The organism is Streptomyces antarcticus (assembly GCF_026627255.1).
Lineage (GTDB): Bacteria > Actinomycetota > Actinomycetes > Streptomycetales > Streptomycetaceae > Streptomyces > Streptomyces antarcticus.
Window position 1 is genome coordinate 19650 of sequence record NZ_JAPNLM010000037.1, and the last position, 13791, is coordinate 33440.

The window sequence follows — 13791 nt, forward strand, 5'->3', positions numbered from 1 at the left end:
CCTGACCGGCGGGGAGGACCCGGAGCGGCGGTACGGCCCCGCACGCGCCGAAGGGCGGCCACCCCGTACGGGGTGGCCGCCCTTCGGCGTTCCTGCGTCACGCTGCCGTCCCGGGGGCCGGTGCGGCCCTCGGCACAAGGGCGGACTACTTGCCCTTGGCGGCTTCCTTGAGCTTGGAGCCCGCGGAGACCTTCACGCTGTAGCCGGCCGGGATCTGGATGGGGTCGCCGGTCTGCGGGTTGCGCGCGGTGCGAGCGGCACGGTGGGTGCGCTCGAAGGTCAGGAAGCCGGGGATGGTGACCTTCTCGTCGCCCTTGGCGACGATCTCGCCGACGGTCTCGGCGAGCGCGGCCAGAACGGCGTCGGCGTCCTTGCGGGTCACCTCGGCGCGCTCGGACAGAGCGGCCACCAGCTCACTGCGGTTCATGTTGTACTCCCGTGTTCAACTTGCCTTAGAGGCGTGAGATCGAAGCCGATGCTGCCAGGGCCCTCGGACAGTCCCCGGACCCGGGTCTGAACGTCAGACCCTCTCGCCCGGTTACGCATCCTGCCCCCACCAGCGGCGGGAAAGCCAATCCGGCACCCGCCGGGGTCACACGAAAAGCGCCACAGTCACGCGGCGGTGACGCTCCGTCCGCCTTCGGTGGATGCGGACCGCGGACCGCACGGGCATCCCCGCAACCCTAGAGGCGGCCCGGCGGGCCCGCATCTCGCGACGCGCCGGGATCAGGAGGGCGTGAGGGCGCTCACAACGGCCGTCAGGCCCCCGAGGCGGCCTTGCGGACGGCTCCGGCGACCGCGCCGGCGACCTTGTCGTTGAACACCGACGGGATGATGTAGTTCGCGTTCAGCTCGTCCTCGCCGACGACGTCCGCCAGCGCGGCGGCCGCGGCCAGCATCATGTCCGTGTTCACGGTGCGGGACTGAGCGTCCAGCAGACCGCGGAAGACACCCGGGAAGACCAGCACGTTGTTGATCTGGTTCGGGAAGTCGGAGCGGCCGGTGGCCACGACGGCGGCGGTCTGGCGGGCGATCGCCGGGTCCACCTCGGGGTCCGGGTTCGCGAGCGCGAACACGATGGCGCCCTCGGCCATGGCCGCCACGTCGTCGCCGGAGAGCACGTTCGGGGCCGAGACGCCGATGAAGACGTCGGCGCCGACCACGGCCTCCTTCAAGGTGCCCGTGTAGCCCTCGGGGTTGGTGTTGTCGGCGATCCAGCGCAGCGGGGAGTCGGCGGCCGCGTCGACGAGGTCGGGGCGGCCCGCGTGCACGACGCCGTGGATGTCGGCGCTCACCGCGTTCTTCACACCCGCCGCGAGCAGCAGTTTCAGGATGGCTGTACCGGCCGCGCCGGCGCCCGACATGACGACCTTGACGTCCCCGACGGCCTTGCCCACCACGCGCAGTGCGTTGGTGAGGGCTGCGAGGACCACGATCGCGGTGCCGTGCTGGTCGTCGTGGAAGACGGGGATGTCGAGGGCCTCGCGCAGCCGTGCCTCGATCTCGAAGCAGCGCGGCGCGGAGATGTCCTCGAGGTTGATGCCGGCGAAGCCCGGGGCGATCGCCTTGACGATCGCGACGATCTCGTCGGTGTCCTGGGTGTCGAGGCAGATCGGCCACGCGTCGATGCCGGCGAAGCGCTTGAAGAGGGCGGCCTTGCCCTCCATGACGGGCAGCGCGGCCATCGGGCCGATGTTGCCGAGGCCCAGTACGGCGGAGCCGTCCGTCACGACTGCGACGGAGTTGCGCTTGATGGTCAGGCGGCGCGCGTCCTCGGGGTTCTCGGCGATGGCCATGCACACGCGGGCCACGCCCGGGGTGTAGATCATCGAGAGGTCGTCGCGGTTGCGGATGGGGTGCTTGGACGCCATCTCGATCTTGCCGCCGAGGTGCATCAGGAAGGTCCGGTCGGAGACCTTGCCGAGGCTCACGCCCTCGATGCCGCGCAGCTTCTCGACGATCTCGTCGGCGTGCGCGGTGGAGGTCGCGGCGATGGTGACGTCGATCCGGAGCTTCTCGTGACCGGAGGCGGTCACATCGAGGCCGGTGACCGAGCCGCCGGAGGACTCCACGGCGGTGGTGAGCTGGGAGACCGCGGTACCGCTCGCGGGCACTTCCAGGCGGACCGTCATCGAATACGAGACGCTGGGCGCCGTTGCCATGGCCGTGTTCCTCTTCTGTCCCTGGTTTTCGCTGTACACACAGAGCCCCGCGCACGGCAGGCGTGGCAGGACCTGTTGTCCGATCGTCCCACCTACCAGCCGGTACAAGGTAACCAGCTACAAATTCCGGAAAGACACTTCCACCATACGAGAGAGTTGGGGCGCGCGGAATGGTGGGTTGATACAAAACAGGTCCGCGCCCCCCACGGAGTGGAGGGCGCGGACCTGGTGTGACGAGCCACTTCGGACACTGCCGAGAGCTGTCGGGTACTGCTGACGTGTATGACACCGACCCGCCATGCTCGCCTCGCGGCAAGTGGTCGCTCTAAGCGACGAAGGTTGGGCCCGGGGGCTTGGATCGAGTCGGTGCCGTAACCAGGCTAACAAAGGATCGCCGGAAGTGATCCCCCTCCCGGGGGCGGATTTCGGACACCACGCTCCCGGCTGCCGACCATCCGGCCGTACGGCCCGGCGGCTACGGCAGCAGCAGCTCCGGGACCCCGTCCGCGCCGGGCCGGTCGCGCTCCGCCGAGACCACCGTGAGCTGCTGGGTCGCGCGCGTCAGCGCCACGTAGAGCACCCGCAGGCCCGCCGGGGACTCGTCCGCGATCTCCGCCGGGGAGACCACCACCGTGGCGTCGTACTCCAGCCCCTTGGCCTCCAGGCTGCCCAGCGCGACCGCCCGCCCGCCGAGCTCCGCGAGCCAGCCCGCGGCCTCCGCGCGCCGGTCCATGGCCACGACCACGCCGACCGTGCCGTCGACCTGCTCCAGCAGCCGCCGCGTCTCCTCCCGCACCGCGGCCCCCAGGTCTCCCCCGGCGGCCGTGAAGCGGGGCTCCAGGCCCGTGGAGCGCACCGCGGTCGGCGGCTCCATGCCCGGCATCGCCAGGCGCAGCACCCGGGAGGCCACCTCGGCGACCTCGGCCGGGTTGCGGTAGTTCACGGTGAGGGTGAACCGGCGGCGAGGACGGCTGCCCAGGGCCTCGTCGCGGGCGGCGGCCGCCTCCTCCGGATCGGTCCAGGACGACTGCGCCGGGTCGCCGACCACCGTCCAGGTCCCCACCCGGCCGCGGCGGCCCACCATCCGCCACTGCATCGGCGTCAGGTCCTGGGCCTCGTCCACGATGACGTGCGCGTACTCGGTGCGCTCCGCCGCGAGCCGCTCGGCCCGCTCCCACTGGGTCTCCTCGCGGGTCGGCATCAGCTCCTCCAGCCCGCTGAGCTGGTCCAGCGGGTCCATCTCCCGCTTGCGCCTGGGCCGGGCGGGCGCGCCGATGAGCAGCTGGAGCTCGTCCAGCAGGGCCACGTCGTGCACCGACAGGGGGCCCTTGCCGTCGGGGCCGGCCCGGCGCAGCGAGCGGGCCAGCTGGCGGGTCTCGCGCGGGCTCAGGTCCCGGCGCGACCAGCGGCCGAGCCGTCGCTCGTCGGCCATCGAGGCGAGGACCGCGCGCGGGGTCAGCTCGGGCCACCAGGCGCCCAGGAAGCCGATGAAGGCGTCCTCGGTGGAGACGTCCTCGTCGAAGGCGGAGCGCAGCTCGGCGGCCAGCTCCGGGTCGCTGTGCCGGCCGGACCCGCCGGACTTCGCGTACAGCGCGTCGAGCAGCAGCTTGCGGGCGCGCGGGCGCAGCAGGTTGACGGGCGCGGTGCCGCTGAGCACGTTCTGCCGGATGCGGTCGAGTTCGGCGGACTCCAGTTCCTGGCGGCGCCCGAAGGCCACCACGCGCAGCCGGTCGGGCGCGTTCCCGAGCTCCAGGGCTCCCCGTACGGCCTTGCGCAGCACCGTGAGCATCCGCGAGGAGCCCTTGATCCGGGCCGTGGCCGGATCGTCGTACGTGGTCGCCTCGGCGCCGTCGACCAGCGAGCCGAGCGCCCGGATGGCGACCTGGCCCTCCTCGCCGAGGGAGGGCAGGACGCCCTCGGTGTACGCGACGAGCAGCGGCGTCGGGGAGACGATCAGGATGCCGCCGGAGTAGCGGCGCCGGTCCTGGTAGAGCAGGTAGGCGGCGCGATGCAGGGCGACGGCGGTCTTGCCGGTGCCCGGCCCGCCCGCGACCTCGGCCACGGACGCGGCGGGCGCCCGGATGACCAGGTCCTGTTCGGCCTGGATGGAGGAGACGATGTCCCGCATCGAGTGCGTGCGGGCCCGCCCGAGGGCGGCCATCAGGGCGCCGTCGCCGATGGCGGGCAGCTCCCGGCCGTCCAGGGAGGCGGTGACCTCCGGGCGCATCAGGTCGTCCTCCACGCCCAGCACCTTGCGGCCCTTGGAGCGGATGACGCGCCGGCGCACGACGCGGCCGGGCTCCTTGGGCGTGGAGCGGTAGAACGGCGCGGCGGCCGGCGCGCGCCAGTCGATGACCAGCGGCGCGTAGTCGGAGTCCAGGACCCCGATCCGGCCGATGTGCAGCGTCTCGGCGATGTCGGCCGTGAGGTCCTCGCGGATCGCGTCGTCGGCCGGCTCGACCGAGGTGAACGCGCCGTCCGGCCCGCGCTCCCCGTCCTTGCCGAGGACCATGTCGATGCGTCCGAAGAGGAAGTCCTCGAACTCGTTGTTGAGCCGGTTGAGGTGGATTCCGGCCCGGAAGACCTGGGCGTCGCGCTCGGCGAGGGCGCCGGGCGTCCCCACCTGGCCCCGCTTCGCGGCGTCGTTCATCAGGAACTCGGCCTCGTGGATCTTCTCTTCAAGGCGTCGGTACACCTGGTCGAGATGCGTCTGCTCGACCCCGATCTCCCGATCGCGGACGGAATCCGCCGTGCTGTCGACAGCGGCATTCTGCGCGGCCACCAAGGCCCCCTTCTGATGTGCATGGGCGACCGTCAACCGTACGCGAATCCGCGGCCTGTCCGCATGCCCGTTCCGGAACCGGTCTCGCGGGCTGGTACGCGGCCTACCGCGGCCCGGCCGCCAGGACCCGCCGACGGTGCCGGGCGACGCGCTCGCGGTTGCCGCACAGCTCGCTGGAACACCAGCGGCGCCGGTGGCCGCGGGAAGTGTCCAGGTAGACCCGGGTGCAGCCGTCGCCCTCGCAGGTCCGCAGCAGCGCCAGGTCGCCGGGGTCGGTCAGCAGCTCGACGGCGTCCCGGGCGACGGCGGCGAGCAGCGCGCCGCATCCGACGCCCCCGCACAACTCCCGTACGAGGTGCCCTTCCTGGTCCCGTACCGCGCACAGGCCCGGGGGTGGTCCGGCGGCCAGCGCGTTGACCCGGGCGAGGGCCTGCGCCGTTCCGGGGGGCGGGGCGGTGGCCTGCGCCGGGGCGGTGGCCTGCGCCGGGGCGGTGGGCGGCGCCGGGGCGGTGGGCGGCGCCGGGGCGGTGGGCGGCGCGCCCGCCGCGGCGGGCTCCGCCCGTACGAGGACCTCCACGTCGCCGCGCAGGGCGCGGAAGGCGGCCACCCAGTCGGGCCCCACCCGGGCGAGCGGCGTCCGGTCGGGCACGAGGCCGGCCCCGGCGAGCCACAACCGCAGGTCGTCGCCGTCCGCGAGCCCCTCGTGGGGGGCGCACGTGGCCACCAGGTCGAGGCAGAGCCTCCCGGAGTCGAACCACATGCCCGTCACCGCCTCGCCCGCCGCGGCCCGGCCGCCGTCGCTCCTCCCAGAGTGCCCGCGGGCGGCGCACGGCGGAAGCCCCCGGGCGGCCCGGACCGGTTCAGCCGGCCGGCGGCGGCGGGTCCTCGTGCAGCAGCCGCTGGAACAGGCGGTGGTCGCGCCAGGCGCCGTTGATGTGGAGGTAGCGCGGAGCGAGCCCGTACTGCACGAAGCCGGCCTTCGCCAGGACCCGCTGCGAGGCCAGGTTGCCGACGAGGGTCCCGGCCTCGACCCGGTGCAGCCCCACCTCGTCGCGGGCGGCCCGGCAGACCTCCTCCAGGCCGGCGGTGGCCAGGCCCCGGCCGTTCCACGCCTGGTCCACCCAGTAGCCGATGCCTCCGCTGCACAGCGGCCCCAGGACGATGGACCGGAGCGTGATCGCCCCGACGGGGGCGCCCGTGGCCGCCTCGACGTACACGTACGGGACGGACCGGCCCGCGTCCCGGAGGGCCAGCTCCTCCTCGATGCGGGCGAGCTGTCCGGCCTCCGTGTAGAAGGCGGCGGTCCGGTACGGCTCGGTGGGGGCCAGATACGCCCGGTTGCGGACCATCGCGTCGGCGAGCCCGGCCGCGTCCCCGGGCTCCAGCCCCCTCATCTCCACTCCGTCAATGATCATCCCGGCACGCTAGCCGACGCCCGCGGACCGTGCCCAGACCCGCGGACCGTGCCCAGACCCGCGGACCGGGCCCGGCCGGAGCCCCGGAGGGGTCGGGCGTCATCCCGGGCGCACGTCCGCGTACTTGAGGTCCCCGCCCGCGTCCAGCGCCAGCCGGTACCCGCGCTTGACCACCGTCTGGATCAGCTTCGGCGAGCCCAGCGCCACCCTGAGGCGGGCCATCGCCGTCTCCACGGCGTGCTCGTCGCTCCCCGCCCCCGGCAGCGCCCGCAGCAGGTCCGCCCGCGACACCACCCAGCCCGGCCGCCGCGCGAGCGCCCGCAGCAGCGCCATCCCGGCCGGTTGTACGGGCCGCAGCTCCGCGTCCAGCAGCACCGCGTGCCCGCGCACCTCCAGGCGGTGCCCGGCCACCGGCAGGACCCGGGCCCGGCCCGGCAGTTCCTGGCAGAGCAGCTGCACCAGGGGGCCCAGCCGGAAGCGCTCCGGATGCACCGTGTCCACCCCGTGCGCCTGGAGCGGCAGCGCGGTGACCGGCCCCACGCACGCGGAGAGCACCGGGCCCCGCAGCGCCGCGAGCACGGGTTCCCGTACGCCCCGCTCCGCGGCCCGGGTCAGCAGGGAGGCCGCCGCGGGCGCCGAGGTGAAGCTGACCGCGTCCACCGCGCCGGCGGCCACCGCGTCGAGCAGCCGGTCCAGCGGCGCGAGGTCCTGCGGCGCCATCCACCGGTACACCGGGACGACGACGACTTCGGCGCCACCGGCCCGCAGCGCCTCCACGAAGCCCGGCAGCGGCTCGCCGTGCAGCTGGAGCGCGATCCGCCGGCCGGCCACGCCCGCCGACAGCAGCCGCTCCAGCACCTCGGCCAGCGACTCCGACTCCGGCGACCAGGTCTCCACGAGCCCGGCGGCCCGGACGGCGCCCTTCACCTTCGGCCCGCGCGCGAGCAGTTCCGTCCGGCGCAGCCGCTCCAGCAGCTCCTCGCCGATCCCCCACCCGTCGGCGGCCTCGATCCAGCCGCGGAACCCGATGGCGGTGGTGGCGACCACCACGTCGGGCGCGCGGCCCAGCAGCTCCTTCGTGGCGGCGAGCAGCTCGCTGTCGTCGGCCAGCGGCACGATCCGCAGCGCGGGCGCGTGCAGGACGGCGGCCCCGCGGCGGCGCAGCAGGGCGATCAGCTCGTCGGCGCGCCGGGCGGCGGTCACCCCGACGGTGAAGCCCGAGAGGGGACCCGGACCGGTGTGCTGCCTGTGCTCGTACATGTGACCTGCCTTGCCCAGTGGGTCGGTATCGCGCCGCGGGGAGCGGTGGGGGAAGCGGGCGCGGGCGCGGAACCGAGCCTGCACGCACGGCGTGTCAGGCTCGGTTCCACCGTATTTCGCGGCCGTTAACCGCCGTTACACCGAGGTGAGCTGCGGTTTCGCCGCCGCACCCGGCTCCGGGACGATCACCGAGGCCGGCCGGCGAAGGTATACCGCCCAGGTCACCGCGCAGCACAGCGCGTAGAAGCCGAGGAAGGTCACGAAGGCGGCCGTCCCGGATCCGGAGGTGGTGAACGCCTGCCGGAACACCAGGTTGATGCCGAGTCCGCCGAGCGCCCCGACCGCGCCGATCAGCCCCATGGAGGCCCCCGACAGCCGCCGCCCGTACGCCGCCGCGCCCTCCCCGTCCATGCCCCGGGCCAGCGCCTTGGCCTGGAAGATGCCCGGGATCATCTTGTACGTCGAGCCGTTGCCGAGCCCGCTGAGGACGAACAGCGCGACGAACCCGACCAGGAACACCGCCAGCGACTCCCGCACCGAGGCGAGGATCACGACCCCGGTCGCCGCCGCCATGGCCACGAAGGTGCCGAGCGTGATCCGCGCCCCGCCGAAGCGGTCGGCGAGCGCCCCGCCCACCGGCCGGACCAGCGAACCGAGGAGCGGCCCCACGAAGGTCAGCGAGGCGGCCTGGAGGGGGGTCCGGCCGAACTGCGTCTGGAGGACCAGGCCGAAGGCGAAGCTGTAGCCGATGAAGGACCCGAAGGTGCCGACGTACAGGAACGCCATGATCCAGGTGTGGGGCTCGCGCACGGCCTCCCGCACCGCGCCGGTGTCGTTCCGTACGGGTGCCAGGTTGTCCATCCGGACCAGGGCCAGTACGGCCGCGACCACGATCAGCGGGAGGTAGGCGGCGAGCAGCAGCCTCGGGTGCCCGGCTCCGGCGGTGGCGATCACCAGCAGCGCCGCGAGCTGCACCACGGGGACGCCGATGTTGCCGCCGCCCGCGTTCAGCCCGAGGGCCCAGCCCTTCTTGCGCAGCGGGAAGAAGGCGTTGATGTTCGTCATCGACGAGGCGAAGTTTCCGCCGCCCACCCCCGTCAGGGCGGCCACCAGCAGGAACGTGCCGTACGAGGTCCCGGGCTCCATGACCACCAGCGCGGCCACGGTCGGCGCGAGCAGCAGCAGCGCGCTGACGACGGTCCAGTTCCGGCCGCCGAACCGGGCGACGGCGAAGGTGTACGGCACCCGGACCAGGGCTCCGACGAAGGTCGCGGTCGCGATGAGGAAGAACTTCCCGGCGGGGTCGACGCCGTATCCGGGGCCCATGAAGAGCACCATCACGGACCACAGGGACCAGATGGAGAAGCCGATGTGCTCGGACAGTACGGAATACAGGAGGTTGCGGCGGGCGGTCCGCTCCCCCGACTCCCGCCAGAAGACCTCGTCCTCGGGGTCCCACCGCTCGATCCAGCGGCCCCCTTTGCGCGGTGCGGTCGTACCGGTCATCACACGCCTCCACAGCTGTCGCGTCCGTGGTGACGACGTTAGGAACGGCGCGTTTCAGCCCCGGTCCCCGCCCGATGACCGCCGGGATACCTTGCTCTCACCCGCCGACGGGGCCGGGTGTGAGCCGCCCGGGACCCAGCTGCCTGCGGGCGGTACGAGCCACCCGCGCTCGGCGGCCAGTCCGGCGGCCGCGGTGCGCAGGGCGTCCAGGCCGGGGTGGCCGAAGCCCTTGCGCCACACCATCGACAGCGGCGACAGCGGCACCGGCCCGGTCAGCGGCCGCTTCACGCAGCCGGGCATGTCGGGGAAGTCCACCGCGACCAGCACGGGATTGCCGGTCTTGGCCATCACCCGCCCGAACTCCTCCTTACCCATGGCGACCGGCGCGGGCGGCGCGACCTCGATGCCCCGGCCGGCGAACAGTTCGCGCGCCAGGCCCGTCCACTCCAGGGTCCGCGGGTTCCCGGCCCCGGCGTACACGGACTCCCCGGCCAGCCCGTCCAGCGGTACGGCGTCCCGCCCGGCCAGGGCGTGGCCCTCGGGCAGCAGCACGGCGAGCGGCTCGTACCGTACGGGGCACCGTTCGAGGCGGGCCCGCAGCGCCGGGCCGAGCCCGTCGGCGTACCCGAACGAGACGTCGAGCCGCCCGGCCGCGATCTCGGCGGCGGCATGGGTCAGCCCGCTCTCGAAGCGGGCCATCAGCTCGCAGTCGGGGGCGAGTTCGCGGGCCCGCTCCAGGACGGTGCGGCCGGTGCCGGGCCCGTCGGTGTTCACGTCGACCAGCAGCGCGCGCGGCTCGGCGCCCCCGCCGAAGGCGGCGGCGAGCTCCTCGTGCGCGCGCAGCACCCGGCGGGCCAGCGGCAGCAGCCGCTCCCCGTCGGGGGTCAGCTCCACCTGCCGGGTGGTCCGTACGAACAGGGCGGCGCCCAGGTCCCGTTCGAGGCGCCGGACGTCCCGGCTGAGGGCCTGCTGGGCGACGTACAGGCGGGCGGCGGCGCGGGTGAAGTGCAGCTCCTCCGCGCACGCGACGAAGCCGCGCAGCAGCCGGGGTTCCACATCGCGGGGCATCACCACCGGAGACTAACAACGCAGGAGCGTGAATGGGCCCTGAACAGGTGTTGGACCCGGGCCAGGACCGGGCCCGAGGCTGTGACCATGCCCACCGTGCCCGCCCGCACCACCTCCGCCCCGGCCGCCTCCGCCTCGGCCTCCGCCCGCACCGCGCCCGCCCCGGCCGCCTCCGCCTCCGCCCGTACCCCGCCCGCCCGCACCGCGTCCCCCGGCTTTTCCGCGTCCGCCCGGGCCGCCTCCGGCGCCGGGTCCGGCGCCCGTCCGGTCCGGATGACTGTCACCGGCTCCACCCTCGTCATCGCCGCCCCCACCTCCCCCGCCGCCTCGGCCGCCGCTCCGGCCCGGGCCGCCGGACGGGCCCCGGCCCCCGTCCGGCGGGCCCGTGCCCAGGGCCCGTACCGCCGGCTGTTCGCCCTCCCCGGCACCCGCGCCTTCACCGCCGGGAACCTGCTCGCCCGGCTCCCGATGGGCATGTTCGGGGTCAGCGCGGTCATGATGATCGCCGGCCAGCGCGGCTCGTACGCCCTGGCCGGGGCCGTCACCGCCACCGGCCTGGCCGCCACGGCCCTGGTCGCCCCCTGGACGGCCCGGCTGGTCGACCGGCACGGCCAGGCCCGGATCGCGCTCCCCGCGGCCCTGATCGCCGTCCTGGGCTCCCTCTCCCTGGTCGTCTGCGTCCGCCTCGACGCCCCCGCCTGGACCCTCTTCGCCTCGTACGCCGCGACCGCCACCACCCCGAACATCGGCGGCATGTCCCGCGCCCGCTGGACCCACCTGCTGCGCGGCTCCCCGGCCGCGCACCACACGGCGATGTCCTTCGAACAGGCCGCCGACGAGCTGTGCTTCATGCTCGGCCCGGTCCTCGCGGCCGTCCTGTGCACGGCCGTCTTCCCCGAGGCGGGCACCCTCACGGCCGCGGTGCTGCTCCTGGCCGGGATGCTGGTCTTCACCTCCCGGCGGGCCACGGAACCCCCGGTGTCGGCGGCGCCGCGGGGCGGCGCGTCCCCGCTGCGCGCCCTGGGCCCGCTCCTGCCCGTCTTCCTGGCCACCGGCGTGGTCTTCGGCTCGATGGAGGTCGCCTCGATCGCCCACCTCGCCGCGCACGGGCTGGGCGCCGCATCCGGGCCCGTACTGGCCCTCCAGGCGGCGGGCTCCTGCGCGGCCGGCCTGGTCTACGGCACCCTGCGCCCCCGCGGCCTGCCGTTCTGCCTGTCCGCGATGGCCGCGCTGATGGCCCTCCCCTGGGCCGCGGCGGCCGCCGGCTCCCTGCCCGCCCTGGCCGGCGCGCTCCTGCTGGCCGGGATGGCCACGGCCCCGACGATGGTCACCGCGATGTCCCAGGTCCACGCCCGTATCCCGGAAGGCCGGCTCAACGAGGGCATGACCCTCGCGGTCACCGCCATCCTCACGGGCATCGCCGCGGGCTCCGCCTCGGCCGGCCTGCTCGTGGACCACTTCGGCACCACGACGGCCTACCTGCTGCCCGCGGCGGCGGCCGCGCTCGCCCTCCCGGCGGCCGCGGCGGGCGGATTCATGCGGCGGCCGAGTGATCGTTCCCGCGTGGTACGCACCGCTTCCGGCCGGGATCGGACATAACTGGGGTGTCTCCCCAGCGCCCTTCCCTTTGCGGAGGAACTTCCCGTGCCTTCTTCCCGTTCCGTCCCCGCTGCCCTGATCGTCGCGGCCGTCACCGCGACCTGTCTGGTGCCCGCCGTCCCGGCCCTGGCCGACTCGGCCGGCCTCCGGTTCTCCCAGCCGTACCTGCCCTCGATCGCCCCGGGCCGGACGGGCCGCGTCGTCATCGCGGCCGTCAGCGGTGCGGAGCCGGTCACCAGCGGCACGTTCCGCATCACCGCCCCGGACCGTACGACCTTCCCGGAGGCCCGCTTCTACTGGAACGGGCAGCGCGCGGCCGCCCCGTGCACCCGCTCGTCCGACGCCCGGCTGCTGACCTGCGAGGCCGGGACCCGCGCCGGCTTCGCCTTCCCCCGCGACGCGCGGACGCAGCTGGGGGTCGCGCTGCGGGTGGACACGGACGCCCCCGAGGGCACCACGCTGGGCGGCGGCGAGTGGGCCACCGGCACCGGCGAGGCGGCGCTGTTCGGCGTCGCGACCCCCGTGACCGGCCCGAAGGGCGACGACGGCGAGCCCGGCCACGAAGGAAAGCCCGGCCACCACGGCAAGCCGGGCCGCCCCGGCCCCCAAGGGGAGAAGGGCGAGAAGGGTGAAAAGGGCGACCGCGGAGACCGCGGCGACCAGGGAGACCGCGGCGACACCGGCGCGACCGGCCCCGTCGGCCCCCGGGGACCCGAGGGACCCCGCGGGGAGCAGGGCCCGTCCGGCGGCCCCAAGGGCGACAAGGGAGACAAGGGCGACCGCGGAGACCGAGGCCCGCGCGGCGACCGCGGGCCGGCCGGCCCCAAGGGCCCCAAGGGCACCAAGGGCACCAAGGGCGGCAAGGGTGACAAGGGCGACCGCGGCCCGATCGGAACGCAGGGCCCCCAGGGGCCGAAGGGCCCGAAGGGCGACCGCGGCCCGCAGGGATCCCAGGGCCCCCAGGGACCGAAGGGCGACTCCGGCAAGCCCGGCCAGCCCGGCACCTGCAAGAAGTGCGGCGGCCACCACGAGACCCCACAGCCGAAGGCCCGCATCGTCTCCCCCGGCAAGGGCCTCGGCATCCACTCCGGCCCGGGCACCGGGTACGCGAAGAAGGGCAAGGCCCTGACCGGCGACGTCGTCGCCGTCCAGTGCAAGGTCAACGGCCAGACCGTCGACGGAAACGCGATCTGGTACAAGCTCGCCGACGGCCGCGGCTGGATCGCCGCCCGCTACGCGAAGAACCTCAACAAGGTGCCGGTCTGCTGACAGGCATCCGCCGCACCCCCCGACGAAGGCCCCGCAGCCCCGAGACTGCGGGGCCTTCGCCTCTACAGGGCGAGCCATCACGGGAAGAACGGTACGTATTTGCGGTACAAGTTTCGTACGGTAAACTCGTACAACTCAGAGAGGGGTGCCCGCGATGTCCATAAGCGCCAGCGAAGCCCGAGCCACGCTTTTTCCGCTGATCGAGCGCGTCAACACCGACCACGATCCGGTGCGCATCACCTCCAAGAACGGCGACGCCGTCCTCATGTCCGCCGCCGACTACGACGCGTGGCAGGAAACCGTCTACCTCCTTCGCTCGCCCGCCAACGCCCGGAGGCTCATGGAAGCCGTGGCCCGCGACCGCGAGAGCGCACCCACGGTCGCCAAGACCATGGACGAGCTTAGGGATCTGGCAGGAGGCGAGGAGTGAGGAGTGTTCACTTCGACCCGGACGCCTGGGAAGACTTCCTGTTCTGGCTCGGCTCGGACCGCAAGACAGCGCGCAGGATCACCCGCCTGATTGGTGAGATCCAACGCGACCCCTTCAGCGGGATCGGCAAGCCCGAGCCACTGAAGGGCGAGCTGTCGGGCTACTGGTCACGCCGCATCGACGACGGGCACCGTCTCGTGTACCGGGCGGACGCCAAAGAAGTGAAGATCCTCAAGGCGCGTTACCACTACTGACCCGCACCACGAGAAAACCCCCTGACCTGGCGAAGTTCTCGCAGGT

General features: G+C 74.1%; 12 protein-coding genes. 4 read left to right on the top strand and 8 right to left on the bottom strand.

What is annotated here, in order from left to right; genetic code table 11:
- Window positions 1–145: 145 nt before the first annotated feature.
- The 8 genes from OTB16_RS34740 to OTB16_RS34775 form a co-directional block, all read right to left on the bottom strand.
- Window positions 146–427: an HU family DNA-binding protein gene (locus OTB16_RS34740; protein WP_007264399.1), complete on the bottom strand. Its 282-nt coding sequence runs from the start codon at window positions 425–427 to the stop codon at window positions 146–148.
- A 331-nt stretch (window positions 428–758) separates the two neighbouring features.
- The gene (locus OTB16_RS34745; RefSeq protein WP_267726323.1) at window positions 759–2162 is read right to left on the bottom strand and encodes an NAD-dependent malic enzyme; all 1404 of its coding nucleotides are present in this window, start codon (window positions 2160–2162) and stop codon (window positions 759–761) included.
- 475 nt (window positions 2163–2637) lie between these two features.
- Window positions 2638–4944 (bottom strand): HelD family protein, encoded by a 2307-nt coding sequence (locus tag OTB16_RS34750; protein WP_267726325.1) that lies wholly within the window; start codon window positions 4942–4944, stop codon window positions 2638–2640.
- A gap of 103 nt (window positions 4945–5047) precedes the next feature.
- Complete coding sequence (locus tag OTB16_RS34755) at window positions 5048–5704, bottom strand: CGNR zinc finger domain-containing protein (RefSeq protein ID WP_267726327.1); 657 nt, start codon at window positions 5702–5704, stop codon at window positions 5048–5050.
- Between the two features lie 100 nt (window positions 5705–5804).
- Window positions 5805–6359 carry a GNAT family N-acetyltransferase gene (locus tag OTB16_RS34760; protein WP_267726329.1) on the bottom strand — a complete coding sequence of 185 codons (555 nt, stop codon included), beginning with the start codon at window positions 6357–6359 and terminating at the stop codon, window positions 5805–5807.
- Window positions 6360–6458: 99 nt separating this feature from the next.
- A complete protein-coding gene (locus OTB16_RS34765; RefSeq protein ID WP_267726331.1) occupies window positions 6459–7619 on the bottom strand; it encodes a uroporphyrinogen-III synthase in 1161 nt (386 codons plus the stop codon).
- A gap of 135 nt (window positions 7620–7754) precedes the next feature.
- Complete coding sequence (locus tag OTB16_RS34770; protein ID WP_267726333.1) at window positions 7755–9125, bottom strand: nitrate/nitrite transporter; 1371 nt, start codon at window positions 9123–9125, stop codon at window positions 7755–7757.
- A 54-nt stretch (window positions 9126–9179) separates the two neighbouring features.
- Window positions 9180–10193, bottom strand: coding sequence for a LysR family transcriptional regulator (locus OTB16_RS34775; RefSeq protein WP_267726335.1), 1014 nt, complete (start codon window positions 10191–10193; stop codon window positions 9180–9182).
- 273 nt (window positions 10194–10466) lie between these two features.
- Here OTB16_RS34775 and OTB16_RS34780 point away from each other — a divergent pair, with 273 nt between their 5' ends.
- The 4 genes from OTB16_RS34780 (at window position 10467) to OTB16_RS34795 (ending at window position 13745) form a co-directional block, all read left to right on the top strand.
- Complete coding sequence (locus OTB16_RS34780; protein WP_420717862.1) at window positions 10467–11792, top strand: MFS transporter; 1326 nt, start codon at window positions 10467–10469, stop codon at window positions 11790–11792.
- A gap of 45 nt (window positions 11793–11837) precedes the next feature.
- Window positions 11838–13061: an SH3 domain-containing protein gene (locus OTB16_RS34785; RefSeq protein ID WP_267726339.1), complete on the top strand. Its 1224-nt coding sequence runs from the start codon at window positions 11838–11840 to the stop codon at window positions 13059–13061.
- A 154-nt stretch (window positions 13062–13215) separates the two neighbouring features.
- Window positions 13216–13491, top strand: coding sequence for a type II toxin-antitoxin system Phd/YefM family antitoxin (locus tag OTB16_RS34790; protein ID WP_267726341.1), 276 nt, complete (start codon window positions 13216–13218; stop codon window positions 13489–13491).
- Window positions 13488–13745 carry a Txe/YoeB family addiction module toxin gene (locus OTB16_RS34795; protein WP_267726342.1) on the top strand — a complete coding sequence of 86 codons (258 nt, stop codon included), beginning with the start codon at window positions 13488–13490 and terminating at the stop codon, window positions 13743–13745. The genes OTB16_RS34790 and OTB16_RS34795 overlap by 4 nt, the downstream gene beginning before the upstream one ends.
- Window positions 13746–13791 lie beyond the last annotated feature (46 nt).